Below are 16,825 nucleotides of genomic sequence, written 5' to 3' on the forward strand. Positions count from 1 at the left end.
CTGCTCACTTCATTGGTTTGGGGTCGGTGTCTGCTGCACTGGCAGCACCGGAGATAGCGGGGGCGCCCGTCACGGCGCGAACATCTTGCTTGAGGCGCTCGAACTCGCGGTCGAAGTCGAGCGTGCGGCGCATGGTCGACATGGCGGTCAGCACATGTGCGCCGGAGGTGCTTTCGTTGGCCTGACCGGATTGCGGTCGGATCCACAGCCACCAGCGGCGCTCCCGTACATAGAACATCGAGAACACACCCAGCACCAGCAGCAACGACCCAAGATACACGATGTTCTTGCCCGGCGCACGCGTGAGCTGGAACACACTGGCCTGCACCTGCTGGAAGTCGGCAAGCTGCAGATACACAGGTGCGCCGTAGAAAACATTGTCCGACAGCGAGTTGATGGCGGTCTGCAGCCACTGGCTGCTCGTCGCATCGACAGTGGGCGCGGGCAGGCCATCCTGCGCGCGGGCCAGTTGCCACAACTCCCACATCGCGCTGTTGATGATCTTCATCAGCACGTCGGCGGCCCTCTCGCGCTCACCTTCGGGCACCGACTTTTGCAGGAAGGTAGCGATCGCGGCAAAACCACCCTGCGCTTCAGGGGGGGCGTCTTTCAGATCCGCCGCAGCGCCGGCGAACAGATCGAGCGCGCGACGGGCGCTGTCGGTCAACTGGTTACGCAGTGCGGCGCGATCATCGCCGGGCATGGAGAGCAGCGCAAAGCGGCGCGCCGCCTCCGCACGCATCGCCGAGTTCTGCAGCGCGGCGCGCAGGCGCATCCAATCGTTCACCGTGCCTTGCGCATCCGCCGGGATGCGCAGATAGCGGAACGGCTCATCCGGCTGCGTGCGCATGCCAGCCAGAAACACGGATTGCCCATCGAGCGTAACCGGCAGCATGTAGTTGCTGAACTCGCGCGCCTGGCCGTTGGCGTCGCGCAGCTTGTACTGCACCGAAGGGCCGACGTTGCGCAGGTCACGGTCATGCGTCATCTTGGTGACGTTGCCCAGTTCGGCGCGCAGGCCGCTCACATCGTCCCCCTTGTTGCCGCCCTTCTTGCCGACACCGCGCGCGTCTGGCTTGCCGGAGGCGTCCGTCACCGTCTCGATGTTCATCAGGCGGAAGTCGGTGAACTCAACCGTGTAACCCGCACCGTGGCCGGTCAACTTGGTGTCCTGGCCAACCACGCCGGACAGCGTGAACGTCTTGGCGTCGCCCCCCAGCATCGGGAAGCCGGTCAGCTTGAGCTTGGAGCCGCCGTCTTCAAAGCTCGATTGGTAGATCGCCACGCCGTCATACACGAACGGCTTGTTCACCTCGACACGCGCGTCAACCTGCTTGCCGGTGCGGCGGTCAGTCACGACGATATCGCTGGCGAACAGCTTGGGCATGCCGGTCGAGTAATGCTCAACGGTAAACTTCTTGAGCGTGATCATGAACGGCAGGTCCTGGATCAGCGCGCCATCGGCAATATTGAGAATGGCCGTGCTGACGGTCGAACCTTCCGGCACAAACGCATTGCCCCGGAAGCCCGGGTTGGAGACCGAAAGCCGGTGCTCCGGCCCGATCTCGCTGATGACCGCATTGCCCTTGATGGGCGACTTGCCACCAAACCACATCTGCATGCGGATCATCATGTCGCCGTCAAGCAGCCCGCCAATGCAGATGATGACGATGGCCGCGTGCGCCAGGATGTAGCCGATCTTGTTGCCGGCGCCGGCCTTGGCCGTGATGAGCGTGGCCCCGCCGTCGCGCGAGAACGCCTTGATGCGAAAGCCCCGGTTCTGCGCCAGCGCGGCCAGGCGTGCCGTCACGGTGGCCATATCGGCTGGCGTGTCGAATTCGTCCTTGTGATGGAACGCGCGCAGGCTGCCCTCGCGCACGTTCTCGCGCCAGGCGCGCATGTCGGCCAGCATCTTGGGCGCATTGCGCACGATGCACAGCGAGGTCGACACCACCAAAAACGCCAGGATCAGCAGGAACCACCACGCGCTGTACACCGTGGGCAGCGTCAGCGAGCGGAACACCTCTGCCCAGAACGGCCCGAACTGGTTGACGTAGTTCGGGTACGGCTCGTTCTGCTTGAGCACCGTGCCGATCACGCTGGCGATGGCGATAACCGTCAGCAGGCTAATCGCAAAGCGCATCGACGACAGCAGTTCGACCGTCTCGCGCAGCGCGCGACGGCCGGAACGAATCTGGACGCCGGAAGTGGAGGCAGAAGAGATGCGCGAAGACATGCGAAGACAGCCTGTTCAGAAACGAAAACAGGGCGGCGAGGCTAGGGCCTCCGCCACCCTGTTCTTCTTATGGATTGTGCGACCGCCACATGACGGTCGGGTGCGGCAGATTAACGCAGGCCAGCGACGTAGTCGGCCACAGCCTTGATCTGATCGGCCGTCATGCGGTTGGCCAGATCGTGCATCTGCACGCTGTTCTTGCGCGTGCCGCTCTGGAACGCCACCAGTTGCGCCTCGGTGTACTCAGAGAACTGACCCGCAATACGCGGATACTGCGCCGGAATGCCGGCACCGGTCGGGCCATGGCAGCCTGCGCAGGCCGCAATGCCGCGCTTGGCGTCACCGCCACGATACAGCTTCTGGCCCAGCTCGATGGTGTCTTTGCTCTTGGCCGAACCTGGCTTCCAGGCCGCCTGCTTGCCCAGGTAGGCGCCAATGTCCTTCATGTCCTGATCGGACAGCGCACCCGCGTACAGCGACATGACCGCATGGTTACGTTCGGTCTTGGCCTTGAAATCCTTGAGTTGCTTCTCGATGTATTCAGCGTGCTGACCCGCCAGCTTCGGGTTGACGTTCATTGCGCTGTTGCCACCGGCACCGTGGCAGCTCGTACAGGCCGGCACACCATTGGCGGGAACACCGGTGTTGAAGAGCGTTTCGCCGCGTGCAGCGTCGGCTTTGGCGACTTTTTGCTCTTCGGCGTGGGCCACGGAGAAGGCCGAAGCCAGGGACAGCGCTGCGACAGCAAGAACGTTCGCGATGCGGTTCATTCGCACACCTTGTTTAGATTGTTTTCGAATGCTGCGTGCGCCGCCCAATGCCGGACCCTGCGGCGCCGGGCATCCCCTTCTCCTTGTACCGGATTCGCGCATGAAAACGGACCGGCCCGGGCCTCGGGGCGGTCCTGCGACGGATCTGGTGGGGACGTCCGTAAACCGGCGTATTGTACAATAACACCTCTGCAATGCGACCTCGCGGCGCAGCAACCACGCAGTTCTGAACTGCAGTCTACAGGCACTGCCGCGCATGTCGCTCCTGCATCAAGCCCGTTTCTTTACCACCGTCAATCATTTGCGTGATTTACCGGCGACCGCCGTGCCCGAAGTCGCGTTTGCGGGCCGCTCCAACGCAGGCAAGTCCACCGCGATCAACATCCTGTGCAACCAGAAGCGGCTGGCCTTCTCCAGTAAGACGCCCGGGCGCACACAGCACATCAACTACTTCTCGGTGATGCCGGCCAAAGCGGAAGATCCGCTCGGCTTCCTGGTCGACCTGCCCGGCTACGGCTACGCCGAAGCGCCCGGCGAAACCAAATCGCACTGGGTCCACCTGCTGGGCGACTATGTCCAGGCTCGCCAGCAACTCGCCGGCCTGGTCATCATGATGGATGCGCGCCGCCCCTTTACCGACCTCGATTGCCAGATGGTCGAGTGGTTCCTGCCGACGGGCAAGCCGATCCACGTGCTGCTCACCAAGGCCGACAAGCTGACCAACAACGATGCGTCGCGCGCGCTGATGGCAGCACGCAAGGTGCTGAAAGACTACCAAGCGCAGATCGAGGGTGACGTTTCACTCACGGTGCAGCTGTTCTCCAGCCTGAAGCGTCGCGGCATCGAAGAGGCGCAGCGAATTGTCGCAGGCTGGCTGTGCCTGCCCGAAGCCCTGGAGCCAGCCGCACAACCCGCCGAGCAGGCAAAAAAAACCCCGTCGCCAAACGCGCAACGGGGGTAACGACCCCATCGAGCCATCGATGGGAACCCGCGTCAGGGAGGAGCCGCGGGGGACGCTGCACCAGCGTCGCCGGCGCATTGTCCGTGCATAGGATGGATAATCGCCACGAAAGTTTTCAAACTTCACAGTGTGTTCTTAGAGTCCGCTGACATGACCGCAAGCTTCCCCGACCATCGCCCGCGCCGCATGCGCCGCGATGACTTCTCCCGCCGCATGATGCGCGAGTCGCGCCTGACGGCCGATGACCTGATCTACCCCGTTTTCATTCTGGAAGGCACCAACGTGCGTCAGGCCGTACCGTCGATGCCGGGTGTCGAACGCGTGTCGGTTGACGTGTTGCTGGGCGTGGCCGAGCAGTGCGTGCAGCTGGGCATTCCGGTGCTGGCGCTGTTCCCCGTGATCGAGCCGTCAATCAAGACGCCGGACGGCATCGAGGCGACCAACCCTGAAGGCCTGATTCCGCGTGCAGTGAAGGCGCTCAAGGCACGCTTCCCGGAGCTCGGCATCCTGACCGACGTGGCGCTCGACCCTTACACGAGCCACGGCCAGGACGGCGTGCTCGATGCCAACGGTTATGTGCTGAACGAAGAGACGGTCGAGATCCTGACCGCCCAGGCGCTGGTGCAGGCTGCAGCGGGCGTGGACATCGTCGCGCCGTCGGACATGATGGACGGCCGCATCGGCGCGATCCGCATGGCGCTGGAAAACGACGACCACATCTATACGCGCATCATGGCGTACGCGGCCAAGTACGCGTCGGCGTTCTACGGCCCGTTCAGGGATGCGGTGGGCTCAGCCGCTAATCTGGGCAAGGGCAACAAGATGACCTACCAGATGGACCCGGCCAACTCGGATGAGGCGCTGCGCGAAGTGGCGCTCGACATCGCCGAAGGTGCCGACATGGTGATGGTCAAGCCCGGCATGCCGTACCTCGACATCGTGCGCCGCGTGAAGGATGAGTTCCGCTTCCCGACCTACGTCTACCAGGTCAGCGGTGAATACGCGATGCTGAAAGCCGCCGCGCAGAACGGCTGGCTGGATCACGACAAGGTCGTGCTGGAATCGCTGCTGGCGTTCAAGCGCGCCGGCGCGAACGGCATCCTGACGTACTTCGCACTGGACGCCGCCCGCTTGCTGCGCGGCTGATCAGGTGGAGGTTTTCGCCGCCTGTGCCGCGCCCAGCGCGCGGCGCAGGCTGGCGAGGAAGGTGTCGGCGCGCTCGAAGCCGACCACGCGGGCCTGCACCTCACGACCCTGCGCATCAAAGAAGATCGTACCCGGTGGCCCGAACAAGCCGAAGCGCTTGAGCAGCGCCTGGTCATCCGGATTGTTCGCCGTCACGTCGGCCTGCAGCAGCACCACATCGGCGAGCGCCGCGCGCACCCGCGCATCGGTAAAGGTCAGGCGCTCCATTTCCTTGCAGCTCACGCACCAGTCGGCGTAGAAGTCGAGCATGACTGCGCGACCCGACGCGCTGGCGTTGCGCACCTCGGCGTCGAGTTCGTCCGCACTCTTCACACGCTTGAAGGTCAGATCGTGCGCCCCGGCTTGCGTGGATGCACCGGTCGACGCGCGCAGCACGCCGGCCAACGGTTGCAGCGGATCACGCCCACCTGCGGCCACGCCCACCAGTTGCGCCGCACCCGCCAGCGCCAGCACCACGCCCACCACCTTGCCCAGGCGCTGCACATTGCCCGCGCCGTCTGGCAGCGAATCGAACGTCCGCAGAAACACCGCCGCGCCGATCAGCAACGCGCCCCAGGCCACCATCGCAGCCCACGCTGGCAGCACCGGTTGCACGATGTACAGAGCCACGGCCAGCAGGATGAAACCGAAGATCGCTTTGGTGACGGTCAACCAATGCCCCGAGCGCGGCAGCAGATTGCCGGCGCCCACGCCCACCAGAATCAGCGGCACACCCATCCCCATGGACAGTGCAAACAGCGCTGTGCCGCCCGTTGCCGCATTACCGGTCTGTGCGATATAGGCCAGCGCGCCCGCCAACGGTGCCGTCACGCACGGTGAAACAATCAGCGCGGACAGCGCGCCCATGACGGCAGCCCCAATCATCTGACCACCGCTCAGTTTGTTGGACGCCTGCGTCAAGCGGTGATGCCATGACGCCGGCAGTTGCAGTTCGTACAGGCCAAACATCGACAAGGACAGTAGCGCAATCAGCAACGCAAACGCGCCCAATACCCAAGGGTTCTGCAAAGCAGCCTGAAGACCCTGCCCCGCCAAGCCCGCCGCTACGCCAAGCGCGGTATAGACCGTCGCCATCCCCAGCACATATGCCACCGACACCAACGCCGCACGCATGCGCGTGGCATGCTCGCCCACCACAATGGCCGAGATGATCGGCAACATGGGCAGCACGCACGGTGTGAATGTCAGCAGCAAACCAAAGCCGAAGAACAGCAACGCGATCGCCCCAAGGTTACCGCTGCCCAGCGTGCTGGCGATGCGGCCAAGCTTGTCCTCGGAGGAGGACTCGGCCCCATTGACTACCGCGGCAGCTGGTGCCGTCGGCACACTCGACACAGAGGCCGGCTCCACCTGGAAGCGGCTCTTCATCGGCGGATAGCACAACCCCTGGTCCGCACAGCCTTGTGACGTGACGATCAGCGTAAACGGTGTCGATGCGTCTTGCGCCTTCACGTGGAAGACGAGCTCATGGCGATAGGTCTCGACCTCCTTGTTGAAGTTCTCGTCGTGCTTCACCTTGCCTGCGGGCAGCTCAAGTGGCGCGAACGTGACTGTTGCTGGATCCGCGGCCACAGCCAAGCGCTCACGGTACATGTAATAACCGTCGGCAATGGCGAACTTGACCTCGACAGTCTGTCCATCAAGCTGCTTGGCCGAAAAGCGGAACGCCTGCTCGGGCGCCAGGAAATCGTCTGCAGCGTACGCCGGCGCGCGTAGCATCAGCACAGCGACCAGCAGCATCAGCAGCTGCAGCACACGCCGCATCGGCAAGGGCAAAGAAAAGGTCATATCAACGGCAATCTAACTTCAAACAGAAGGCGGCCGAGTCTCGCCAGCCACCCACGCAAGATACGCCGGCAAGCCCACAGTTACCGGCATGGCGATGATCTCAGGCACCTCGTAAGGATGCGCCTTGCGCAACACCGCCTCGAGCACGGGATACGTCGCGCGCGTGGTCTTGATCAACAGCGGAATCTCGGTCGCCTGTTCGATGGCGCCATTCCACCAGTATGTCGATGCGCAGGCCGGCAAGCGATTGACGCACGCGGCCAACCGAGATTCGAGCACGACTTTGGTCACACGGTCGGCGCTATCGGCGTCCGGCAGATTGGTCAGCACCAGCAGCACTTCGGTTCCGGCAGACATGGAAACTCCACAGATGCGCCCCAATGGCTAAATCGCCGAGCGCTGACAACAAAAAAGCCAGGATGCGAATCCTGGCTTCATTGTAATGCGCGCTGAAACGCGCACTTTCGGCTCATCCAGCGCGACGACGTGTCGCACCGGCAAACCTCAGCTGATCTTACTCAGCGGCTTCGGCGTCCACAGCCTCGGCAACTTCCGGACGGTCCAGCAGCTCGACCAGTGCCATCGGCGCATTGTCGCCCTGACGGAAGCCGAACTTCAGGATACGGGTGTAGCCGCCCGGACGGGTCGCGAAACGCGGGCCCAGTTCCGTGAACAGCTTGGTGACCATATCGCGGTCGCGCAGACGTGCGAAAGCCAGACGGCGGTTAGCAACGGTGTCCTTCTTGGCCAGCGTGATCAGCGGCTCGACAACCTTGCGCAGTTCCTTGGCCTTCGGCAGCGTGGTCTTGATCAGCTCATGCTGCAGCAGCGAGTTGGACATGTTGCGCAGCATCGCGAGACGGTGCGACGAGGTGCGGTTCAGTTTCCGCAAACCATGACGGTGACGCATGATGATTCCTTCTTAAGAGTGTTTGACCAGCTCTTCTATCACCCCTTGCGAGGTGCGGGCCGGTAGCTTCAACAATAGGCCGCTCAGACAGCAACGACGGGAAAACCGGCCGATGCACACGCACCGGCCGACAACTTGCAATTACTTCTCGAGACCTGCGGGCGGCCAGTTCTCGAGCTTCATGCCGAGCGTCAGGCCACGCGAAGCGAGGACTTCCTTGATCTCGTTGAGCGACTTGCGACCCAGGTTCGGGGTCTTGAGCAGCTCGTTTTCGGTACGCTGGATCAGGTCGCCGATGTAGTAGATGTTTTCGGCCTTCAGGCAGTTGGCCGAACGCACCGTCAGCTCCAGATCGTCCACCGGGCGCAGCAGGATCGGATCGATCTGCGGTGCGCGGGCGGCGGCGGCCTCAGCGGCGCTCTCGGTGCCTTCCAGTGCGGCGAACACCGACAGTTGATCCACCAGAATACGAGCCGACTGGCGGATCGCTTCTTCCGGCGAGATCACGCCGTTGGTTTCGATGTTCATCACCAGCTTATCGAGGTCGGTACGCTGTTCCACACGAGCGGACTCAACGGCGTACGACACGCGGCGCACCGGCGCGAACGACGCGTCCAGCACGATGCGGCCGATGACCTTGCTCGACTCATCGCCGAACTTGCGCACGTTGCCTGGCACGTAACCACGGCCTTGCTCGACCTTCAGTTGCAGATCCAGCTTGCCACCAGCCGACAGGTTGGCGATAACATGACCCGGGTTGATGATCTCGACATCGTGCGGCAGCTCGATATCGGCGGCAGTCACCACACCTTCGCCTTCCTTGCGCAGCGACACCGTGACTTCATCACGGTTGTGCAGCTTGAACACCACGCCCTTCAGGTTCAGCAGCAGGTTGACGACGTCTTCTTGCACGCCATCAATGGTGGAATATTCGTGGACGACCCCAGCGATTGTGACTTCGGTCGGGGCATAGCCGACCATCGACGACAGCAGCACGCGGCGCAGCGCGTTACCGAGCGTGTGGCCGTAGCCGCGCTCGAACGGTTCCATGACGACCTTCGCGTGATGATCGCCAAGCGGCTCAACCGCAATAATTTTGGGCTTCAGGAGTGCTGTTTGCATGTAGGTTGTCCTATTTCAATACCCTCGGCTCGTTACACCGATAAGGCTGACGGATTGGACCGGAGAGATTCCGTCGCGTCTACCGCGACGGAAGACGCGCGTGCCGCAATCGCGTTGCGGCACGTAAAGACTCGGCTTGCTACGGCGCCCAAACAAGACCGGCGCACGAACACAATTTTGTTGACGATGAGCGTCCCCAAAAAGCGCAAGAAGCCCGCACCTTTCGGCACGGGCATCGTCATTAACGCGAATACAATTCGACGATCAGGCTTTCGTTGATATCGCCAGCGATATCGGCGCGGTCCGGGGCTTGCTTGAAGGTGCCTTCCATCTTCTTGGCATCCACAGCTACCCAGGTCGGGAAGCCGGTCTGCTCAGCCAGCGTCAGCGATTCAGCGATACGCACTTGCTTCTTCGACTTTTCGCGGATGGCAATCACATCGCCCGACTTGATCTGAGCCGACGGCACGTTCAGTGCTTGACCGTTCACCAGAATCGCCTTGTGCGACACCAGCTGACGCGCTTCAGCGCGGGTCGAGCCGAAGCCCATGCGATAGACGACGTTGTCCAGGCGCGATTCCAGCAGTTGCAGCAGGGTTTCACCCGTGTTGCCCTTGCGGCGGTCGGCTTCAGCGAAGTAGCGGCGGAATTGACGCTCCAGCACGCCGTAGATGCGCTTGACCTTCTGCTTTTCGCGCAGTTGGTTGCCGTAGTCGGAGGTGCGAGCACCGGAAGTGCGACCGTGCTGGCCAGGCTTGCTGTCCAGCTTGCACTTGTCGGCGAGCGAGCGACGTGCGCTCTTCAAGAAAAGGTCAGTACCTTCGCGGCGAGACAGTTTCGCCTTGGGGCCGGTATAGCGTGCCACGTTGCGTTCCTTCGTTATCAGTCATCCACAGCTTGAACTCTGCGGATGGTCCGCCAGCGCTTCCACAATCGGAACGAGGCGAACGGTGGGCTTATGAAAAGACGAAACCCGCCTTCCAGAAAAATCCGGAAGACAGGCAAGCGGGCGAGTATAGCACCCGCAGACCGACCTCGCCAGTAACTGGCGTGGCCGGTCGAATCACTTAGATGCGACGACGCTTCGGCGGACGGCAGCCGTTATGCGGCACCGGCGTCACGTCTTCGATCACCTGGATCTTGATACCCAGGTTGTTCAGTGCACGCACGGCCGACTCACGACCCGGGCCCGGGCCCTTGATGCGCACTTCCAAGTTCTTGATGCCTTGGTCCTGCGCCACGCGGCCAGCACTTTCAGCAGCCACCTGAGCGGCGAACGGCGTCGACTTGCGCGAGCCCTTGAAGCCCTGGCCGCCAGACGTTGCCCACGACAGAGCATTGCCCTGACGGTCGGTGATCGTGATGATGGTGTTGTTGAACGACGCGTGAACGTGCGCGATGCCGTCGGCGACGTTCTTGCGAACCTTCTTGCGCGCGCGCTGGGCGGCGGTATTCGCTGCTTTTGCCATAGTTCCTATCCTTTACCCGACGGATTACTTCTTGAGCGCGACGCCGGCCTTGCGCGGACCCTTACGGGTACGGGCATTGGTGCGGGTACGCTGACCGCGCATCGGCAGGCCCTTGCGATGACGCACGCCACGGTAGCAGCCCAGGTCCATCAGGCGCTTGATGTTCATCGTCGTTTCACGGCGCAGATCGCCTTCGACGGTGAACTTGTTGACTTCGTCACGCAGCTTTTCGAGGTCAGCGTCCGTCAGGTCCTTGACCTTCTTGTTGGTCGGGACACCGGTGGCTTCGCAAATCTTCTGAGCGCGCGAGCGGCCGATACCGTACACAGCCGTCAGGCCGATCACGGTATGTTGGTGATTGGGGATGTTGACCCCTGCGATACGTGCCATTCGTCAATCCTCTTTGCGAAATTAGCCTTGGCGCTGCTTATGACGCGGGTCCGACGAGCAGATCACACGCACCACGCCCTTGCGCTTGATGATTTTGCAGTTGCGGCAAATGCGCTTAACAGAAGCCAGCACTTTCATGATTTTCCTCTTCCTTCAATTCCAGTCCGCTCACTTCGCCCGGAATACGATGCGCGCGCGGGACAGATCATACGGGGTCAATTCGACCGTCACCTTGTCCCCGGGCAGGATGCGGATGTAATGCATCCGCATCTTGCCGGAAATATGGCCTAACACTACGTGGCCGTTCTCTAGCTTGACGCGAAACGTTGCGTTGGGAAGGTTTTCCAGCACCTCACCCTGCATCTGAATCACGTCGTCTTTAGCCATGTCTCTTTAGCTTCGTGCGACCGCTCTTTTTAACGGAGCGTCAGGTTGCCCTTGAAATTCGCCTTCTTCATCAAAGACTCGTACTGCTGAGACATCACGTAGGACTGCACTTGCGCCATGAAGTCCATCGTGACCACCACGATGATCAACAGCGACGTCCCACCAAAGTAGAACGGCACGTTCCAGCGCAGCACCAAGAACTCCGGCAACAGACACACCAGCGTGATGTAGATCGCACCCGCCAGGGTCAAACGCACCAGAATCTTGTCGATATACCGCGTGGTTTGCTCGCCCGGACGGATGCCCGGAATGAACGCCCCACTCTTCTTCAGGTTATCTGCCACTTCGCGGCTGTTATAAACCAGCGCCGTGTAAAAGAAACAGAAGAAGATGATCGCTGCCGCATACAACAGGATGTACACCGGCTGACCCGGCGACAGCGTTGCTGCCAGGTCCTTGACGAAACGGGTGACCGGATTCGTCGAGTTGCCAGCTGTAAACCAGCCCGCGATCGTAGCCGGGAACAGAATGATCGACGATGCAAAGATCGGCGGAATCACCCCAGCCATATTCAACTTCAGCGGCAAATGCGACGACTGACCGCCATAAATCTTGTTACCAACCTGCCGCTTGGCGTAGTTGACGAGGATCTTGCGTTGGCCGCGTTCAATGAACACCACCACGAAAGTCACCGCACCAATGATCGCCACCACCAGGATCGCAGAGAAAATCCCCATCGATCCTGTGCGCACCAGCTCAAACAGCCCGCCGATGGCATTGGGCAATCCCGCCGCGATCCCGCCAAAGATGATGATCGAGATCCCGTTGCCCAGACCGCGCTCGGTAATCTGCTCACCCAGCCACATCAGGAACATCGTGCCCGTCACCAGCGTGATTACTGCGGTCGCTCGGAACATCAGACCCGGATCCAGAACCAGACCCGGCTGTGCTTCGAGTGCCACTGCAATCCCGAGCGCCTGGAACGTCGCCAGGAGGACCGTACCGTAGCGCGTGTACTGCGTAATCTTGCGCTGGCCGGCTTGGCCTTCCTTCTTGAGCGATTCCAGTTGCGGCAGCACGATCGTCAGTAGCTGCATGATGATCGACGCCGAAATATACGGCATGATCCCCAGCGCAAACACCGTGAACCGCGACAGCGCGCCACCGGAGAACAGGTTGAACATCCCGAGGATGCCACCCGACTGCCGTTGGAAAAGCTGCGCCAGTTGATCCGGATCGATGCCAGGCACAGGAATGTGCGCGCCAATCCGATACACCAGCAGTGCCAGGACCAGGAACACCAACCGACGGCGAAGATCGCCGTACTTGGCCGTGTTCTTGGCCTGGGCCATCACATTAGGTTTCGCCGTGGCCAAACGGATGCTCCGTCAGTGTGAAACAGCAGGCTATTAGGCCAGCGAGCCACCGGCCGCTTCGATTGCGGCCTTCGCCCCAGCCGTTGCGCCCAGGCCCTTCAGAACCACTTTCTTGTCGATCTCGCCCGACAGGATCACCTTGGCGCTCTTGACCATCTCGCCAACGAGGCCGGCTTGCTTGAGGGACAGCAGATCGATTTCCTCGATCGGCAGGCCCGCCAAGTCGCCCAGACGCACTTCAGCGGTGAATTCCTTGGTCAGCGAGGTGAAACCACGCTTGGGCAGACGACGATACAGGGGCATCTGGCCGCCTTCGAAGCCGACCTTGTGGAAACCACCCGAACGCGACTTCTGACCCTTGTGACCACGACCAGCCGTCTTGCCCAGGCCCGAGCCAATACCGCGACCAACGCGGCGCTTGGCATGCTTGGAGCCGGCTGCCGGCTTCAGGTTATTCAGTTGCATGTTCTTCTCCGTCTTGCCTTAGCCGATGACCTTGACCAGGTAGGACACCTTGTTGATCATGCCGCGCACTGCCGGCGTGTCCTGCAATTCGGACACCGAGTTCATGCGGCGCAGGCCCAGACCACGCACCGTGGCGCGGTGGTCTTCGCGCGTACCGATCAGGCTACGCACGAGTTGGACTTTCACGGTTTTCTGCGACATATCGTTCACCTATCCCTTCGGCTTAGCCGAGGATCTCTTCGACCGACTTGCCACGCTTGGCAGCAATTTCAGCCGGGGTGCTCATCTTGCGCAGGCCGTCCAGCGTTGCGCGCACCATGTTGTAAGGATTGGTCGAACCGTGCGACTTGGTCACGATGTTCGTCACGCCCATCACTTCGAAGATGGCGCGCATCGGGCCGCCGGCGATCACGCCAGTACCGTCCTTCGCAGGCATCATTTGCACCTTAGCGGCGCCATGCTTGCCAACCACTTCGTGCTGCAGCGTACCGTTCTTGAGCGGGACCTTGACCATCTTGCGACGGGCTTCGTCCATTGCCTTCTGCACGGCCACGGGCACTTCCTTAGCCTTGCCCTTGCCCATGCCGATACGGCCATCGCCGTCGCCGACCACGGTCAGAGCAGCGAAGCCGAGAATCCGGCCGCCCTTGACCACCTTGGTCACGCGGTTGACCGCGATCATCTTCTCGCGAAGACCGTCGTCGCGTTCGTCCCCTTGGACCTTAGGTTGAATTTTTGCCATGACGATATCCTCTATGCCGGCTTAGAACTTCAGGCCAGCTTCGCGTGCCGCGTCAGCCAGTGCCTTCACGCGACCGTGATAACGGAAACCCGAGCGATCGAACGCCACGGCTTCGATGCCCGCAGCCTTCGCCTTCTCAGCAATACGCTTACCCACCAGGGTGGCAGCCGCGGTGTTGCCACCGTTGCCGTTCAGCTCCTTGCGGACTTCGGCTTCTGCCGTCGAGGCCGCAGCCAGAACCTTCGTGCCGTCTTCCGAGAAGACCTGCGCGTAGATGTGCAGGTTAGTACGGTGCACAGCCAGGCGAGCAACGTTCAGCTCCGCAATCTTCAGGCGGGTCTGACGTGCACGGCGCAAACGCGAGTCATTTTTGTTCATGATGTGCACCCTTACTTCTTCTTGGTTTCCTTCAGGATCACACGCTCATCGGCGTAGCGCACACCCTTGCCCTTGTAGGGCTCAGGCGGACGATAGCCACGCACTTCAGCGGCGACCTGACCAACTTTCTGCTTGTCCGAACCCTTGATGATGATTTCGGTTTGCGTCGGCGTTTCCGCCTTCACGCCTTCCGGCATCTCATGGATCACGTCGTGCGAGAAACCGAGCTGCAGCTTCAGGGCAGTACCCTGAACCGAAGCACGATAACCCACGCCGACCAGGTTCAGCTTGCGCTCAAAGCCCGTTGTCACACCCTTGACCATGTTGGCCGTCAGGGCGCGCATCGTACCTTGCAGCGCATTGGCTTCACGCGACTCATTTGCCGGCACGAACGTGATCGTGCCGTTGTCGGTGTTGACCTTGACCAGCTCGTGGATCGGCTGCGACAGGGTACCCAGCGGGCCCTTGACGGTCAGCAGACCACCAGCGAAATTGACTTCGGCGCCCTTGGGCAGCGCGATGGGAGCCTTACCTACGCGAGACATGGTTCCCCTCCCTTAGGCGACGTAGCAAATGACTTCGCCACCGACACCGGTTGCGCGCGCGCGGCGGTCCGTCATCAGACCCTGCGGGGTCGAGATGATGGCAACGCCCAGGCCGTTCATCACTTGCGGGATTTCGTTACGGCCCTTGTACACACGCAGACCAGGCTTCGAGACGCGCTCCAGGCGCTCGATGACCGGACGGCCAGCGTAGTACTTCAGACCAATCGTCAGCGTGGACTTGCCACCCTGCTCGGTCACGGCGAATTCGTCGATGTAGCCTTCGTCCTTCAGGACTTTGGCGATTGCCACCTTCAGCTTCGACGACGGCATGACCACCGACGCTTTTTCCACCGCTTGCGCGTTGCGGATACGCGTCAGCATATCGGCGATCGGATCGCTCATGCTCATAGTGTTTCTCCTGTAGCCTGTGCGTGATTACCAGCTGGCTTTCGTCAGACCCGGGATTTCGCCCTTGAAGGCGATCTCACGGAGCTTGTTACGCGCCAGGCCAAACTTGCGGAACGTACCGCGGGGACGACCGGTGATCGAGCAGCGGTTGCGCTGACGAGTCGGGTTCGCGTTGCGCGGCAGTGCTTGCAGCTTCAGGCGCGCTTCGTAACGCTCTTCTTCCGACTTGCTTTGGTCTGCCACGATGGCTTCGAGAGCGGCGCGCTTCTCAGCGTACTTGGCCACGAGCTTGGCACGCTTCTTCTCGCGTTCGATCAGAGACAATTTAGCCACGGTAACCCCTTAATTACGGAACGGGAACTTGAACGCATTGAGGAGCGCCTTCGCTTCCTCATCGTTCTTCGCAGTCGTCGTGATGCTGATGTTCAGACCACGGAGTGCGTCGATCTTGTCGTACTCGATTTCGGGGAAAATGATCTGCTCTTTCACACCGATGTTGTAGTTGCCACGACCGTCGAACGCCTTACCCGACACACCGCGGAAGTCACGCACGCGCGGCAGCGACACCGTAATGAAGCGATCCAGGAATTCGTACATGCGTTGGCCACGCAGCGTGACCATCGTGCCGATCGGGTAACCCTGGCGAATCTTGAAGCCGGCGATAGCCTTACGGGCCTTCGTCACGATGGGCTTCTGGCCAGCGATCTTGATCAGGTCGCCTGTGGCGTGCTCGATGACTTTCTTGTCATTGATGGCTTCGCCAAGACCCATGTTCAGGGTGATCTTGGTGATGCGCGGCACTTCCATCACGGACTTGTAACCGAACTGCTTGATCAGCTCGGGCACAACCTTCTCTTTGTAAAACTCTTGCAGACGTGCAGTCATGCTCAACTCCTCTCTATCGCCCAGAATCAAGCACCGACGGCAGCACCGGTGGTCTTCAGGACACGCGTTTTCACGCCGCCTTCAACCTTGATGCCGACGCGCGACGGCTTGCCATTGGCATCCACGAGCGCAACGTTCGAAATATGGATGGGCATGATCTTGTCGACCACACCACCCGTGGTACCCAGCATCGGGTTCGGACGCACGTGCTTCTTGGCGACGTTCACGCCTTCCACCGTCACGTGCTCAGCGAGCACCGACAGCACGGTACCCTGCTTACCCTTGTCCTTACCGGTGCGAACGATGACGCGATCGCCCTTGCGAATCTTGTTCATGCGGCCTCCGATTACAGCACTTCCGGCGCGAGCGACACGATCTTCATGAAGCGCTCGGTACGGAGTTCGCGAGTGACCGGTCCGAAGATACGGGTGCCGATCGGCTCAAGCTTGGTGTTCAGCAGCACGGCGGCATTGCCGTCGAACTTGATGAGCGAGCCGTCAGGACGGCGCACGCCCTTGGCGGTACGCACCACCACAGCGTTGTAGATATCGCCCTTCTTCACGCGACCACGCGGAGCAGCATCCTTGACGCTGACCTTGATGATGTCGCCGACGCTGGCGTAGCGGCGCTTCGAACCGCCCAGCACCTTGATGCACATGACTTCACGCGCACCCGTGTTATCGGCCACTTCGAGCCGGCTTTCTGTCTGAATCATGGTGTTCTCGTCCCAACTTAATTCGCCTTTACGCACAATGCACAGAGGCGATCAGTCTTGGTCCCGCCGGCC

The 16,825-nt window shown here is 61.3% G+C and carries 24 protein-coding genes; 2 read left to right on the top strand and 22 right to left on the bottom strand.

Translation table 11 applies throughout. The features are described from left to right. Positions 1-4: 4 nt before the first annotated feature. Positions 5-2,224: a cytochrome c biogenesis protein ResB gene (locus R2N11_RS21865; protein WP_316682381.1), complete on the bottom strand. Its 2,220-nt coding sequence runs from the start codon at positions 2,222-2,224 to the stop codon at positions 5-7. 122 nt (positions 2,225-2,346) lie between these two features. Continuing rightward, positions 2,347-3,006, bottom strand: coding sequence for a c-type cytochrome (locus tag R2N11_RS21870; RefSeq protein WP_199031754.1), 660 nt, complete (start codon positions 3,004-3,006; stop codon positions 2,347-2,349). 256 nt (positions 3,007-3,262) lie between these two features. Between R2N11_RS21870 and yihA the strand changes: the two genes are divergently transcribed. Continuing rightward, positions 3,263-3,967, top strand: coding sequence for a ribosome biogenesis GTP-binding protein YihA/YsxC (gene yihA, locus R2N11_RS21875; protein WP_199031755.1), 705 nt, complete (start codon positions 3,263-3,265; stop codon positions 3,965-3,967). A gap of 150 nt (positions 3,968-4,117) precedes the next feature. After that, positions 4,118-5,113 carry a porphobilinogen synthase gene (hemB, locus tag R2N11_RS21880; RefSeq protein ID WP_199031756.1) on the top strand — a complete coding sequence of 332 codons (996 nt, stop codon included), beginning with the start codon at positions 4,118-4,120 and terminating at the stop codon, positions 5,111-5,113. On the opposite strand, the gene dsbD is transcribed toward hemB, so the two are convergent. From dsbD to rplN, 20 genes are all read right to left on the bottom strand, one after another. Further along, a complete protein-coding gene (gene dsbD / locus R2N11_RS21885) occupies positions 5,114-6,961 on the bottom strand; it encodes a protein-disulfide reductase DsbD (protein WP_316682367.1) in 1,848 nt (615 codons plus the stop codon). 18 nt (positions 6,962-6,979) lie between these two features. Continuing rightward, a complete protein-coding gene (cutA, locus tag R2N11_RS21890; RefSeq protein WP_316682368.1) occupies positions 6,980-7,318 on the bottom strand; it encodes a divalent-cation tolerance protein CutA in 339 nt (112 codons plus the stop codon). A gap of 157 nt (positions 7,319-7,475) precedes the next feature. Next, entirely contained in the window at positions 7,476-7,871 is a 396-nt protein-coding gene (gene rplQ, locus R2N11_RS21895) for a 50S ribosomal protein L17 (protein ID WP_031330213.1), read from the bottom strand. A 141-nt stretch (positions 7,872-8,012) separates the two neighbouring features. Continuing rightward, positions 8,013-8,993, bottom strand: coding sequence for a DNA-directed RNA polymerase subunit alpha (locus R2N11_RS21900; RefSeq protein ID WP_004634508.1), 981 nt, complete (start codon positions 8,991-8,993; stop codon positions 8,013-8,015). A 241-nt stretch (positions 8,994-9,234) separates the two neighbouring features. Then, entirely contained in the window at positions 9,235-9,858 is a 624-nt protein-coding gene (rpsD, locus tag R2N11_RS21905) for a 30S ribosomal protein S4 (RefSeq protein ID WP_199031759.1), read from the bottom strand. A 202-nt stretch (positions 9,859-10,060) separates the two neighbouring features. After that, positions 10,061-10,462, bottom strand: coding sequence for a 30S ribosomal protein S11 (gene rpsK, locus R2N11_RS21910; protein WP_011002900.1), 402 nt, complete (start codon positions 10,460-10,462; stop codon positions 10,061-10,063). Between the two features lie 24 nt (positions 10,463-10,486). Next, positions 10,487-10,852, bottom strand: a complete 366-nt coding sequence (gene rpsM, locus R2N11_RS21915; protein ID WP_039598709.1) for a 30S ribosomal protein S13 — start codon at positions 10,850-10,852, stop codon at positions 10,487-10,489. A 21-nt stretch (positions 10,853-10,873) separates the two neighbouring features. Then, entirely contained in the window at positions 10,874-10,990 is a 117-nt protein-coding gene (rpmJ, locus tag R2N11_RS21920; protein WP_003264141.1) for a 50S ribosomal protein L36, read from the bottom strand. A gap of 30 nt (positions 10,991-11,020) precedes the next feature. Then, positions 11,021-11,239, bottom strand: coding sequence for a translation initiation factor IF-1 (infA, locus tag R2N11_RS21925; protein ID WP_003264140.1), 219 nt, complete (start codon positions 11,237-11,239; stop codon positions 11,021-11,023). 29 nt (positions 11,240-11,268) lie between these two features. Beyond that, positions 11,269-12,591 (bottom strand): preprotein translocase subunit SecY, encoded by a 1,323-nt coding sequence (gene secY / locus R2N11_RS21930; RefSeq protein ID WP_021197573.1) that lies wholly within the window; start codon positions 12,589-12,591, stop codon positions 11,269-11,271. 57 nt (positions 12,592-12,648) lie between these two features. Then, positions 12,649-13,080 carry a 50S ribosomal protein L15 gene (gene rplO / locus R2N11_RS21935; RefSeq protein WP_021197574.1) on the bottom strand — a complete coding sequence of 144 codons (432 nt, stop codon included), beginning with the start codon at positions 13,078-13,080 and terminating at the stop codon, positions 12,649-12,651. 18 nt (positions 13,081-13,098) lie between these two features. Beyond that, positions 13,099-13,281 carry a 50S ribosomal protein L30 gene (gene rpmD, locus R2N11_RS21940; protein WP_003264137.1) on the bottom strand — a complete coding sequence of 61 codons (183 nt, stop codon included), beginning with the start codon at positions 13,279-13,281 and terminating at the stop codon, positions 13,099-13,101. A gap of 22 nt (positions 13,282-13,303) precedes the next feature. Beyond that, entirely contained in the window at positions 13,304-13,822 is a 519-nt protein-coding gene (gene rpsE, locus R2N11_RS21945; RefSeq protein ID WP_013211230.1) for a 30S ribosomal protein S5, read from the bottom strand. Between the two features lie 21 nt (positions 13,823-13,843). Continuing rightward, the gene (gene rplR / locus R2N11_RS21950; RefSeq protein WP_021197575.1) at positions 13,844-14,200 is read right to left on the bottom strand and encodes a 50S ribosomal protein L18; all 357 of its coding nucleotides are present in this window, start codon (positions 14,198-14,200) and stop codon (positions 13,844-13,846) included. 11 nt (positions 14,201-14,211) lie between these two features. Then, positions 14,212-14,745 carry a 50S ribosomal protein L6 gene (gene rplF / locus R2N11_RS21955; protein WP_199031760.1) on the bottom strand — a complete coding sequence of 178 codons (534 nt, stop codon included), beginning with the start codon at positions 14,743-14,745 and terminating at the stop codon, positions 14,212-14,214. A 12-nt stretch (positions 14,746-14,757) separates the two neighbouring features. Then, positions 14,758-15,153, bottom strand: a complete 396-nt coding sequence (rpsH, locus tag R2N11_RS21960) for a 30S ribosomal protein S8 (protein WP_004634489.1) — start codon at positions 15,151-15,153, stop codon at positions 14,758-14,760. A 27-nt stretch (positions 15,154-15,180) separates the two neighbouring features. After that, the gene (gene rpsN / locus R2N11_RS21965) at positions 15,181-15,486 is read right to left on the bottom strand and encodes a 30S ribosomal protein S14 (RefSeq protein WP_004634486.1); all 306 of its coding nucleotides are present in this window, start codon (positions 15,484-15,486) and stop codon (positions 15,181-15,183) included. Positions 15,487-15,495: 9 nt separating this feature from the next. Beyond that, positions 15,496-16,038 carry a 50S ribosomal protein L5 gene (rplE, locus tag R2N11_RS21970; RefSeq protein WP_009241894.1) on the bottom strand — a complete coding sequence of 181 codons (543 nt, stop codon included), beginning with the start codon at positions 16,036-16,038 and terminating at the stop codon, positions 15,496-15,498. Between the two features lie 26 nt (positions 16,039-16,064). Continuing rightward, complete coding sequence (rplX, locus tag R2N11_RS21975; protein ID WP_199033078.1) at positions 16,065-16,373, bottom strand: 50S ribosomal protein L24; 309 nt, start codon at positions 16,371-16,373, stop codon at positions 16,065-16,067. Between the two features lie 11 nt (positions 16,374-16,384). Next, positions 16,385-16,753: a 50S ribosomal protein L14 gene (gene rplN / locus R2N11_RS21980; RefSeq protein WP_003264129.1), complete on the bottom strand. Its 369-nt coding sequence runs from the start codon at positions 16,751-16,753 to the stop codon at positions 16,385-16,387. Positions 16,754-16,825 lie beyond the last annotated feature (72 nt).

This window comes from Ralstonia flaminis (assembly GCF_958415495.1).
GTDB lineage: Bacteria > Pseudomonadota > Gammaproteobacteria > Burkholderiales > Burkholderiaceae > Ralstonia > Ralstonia flaminis.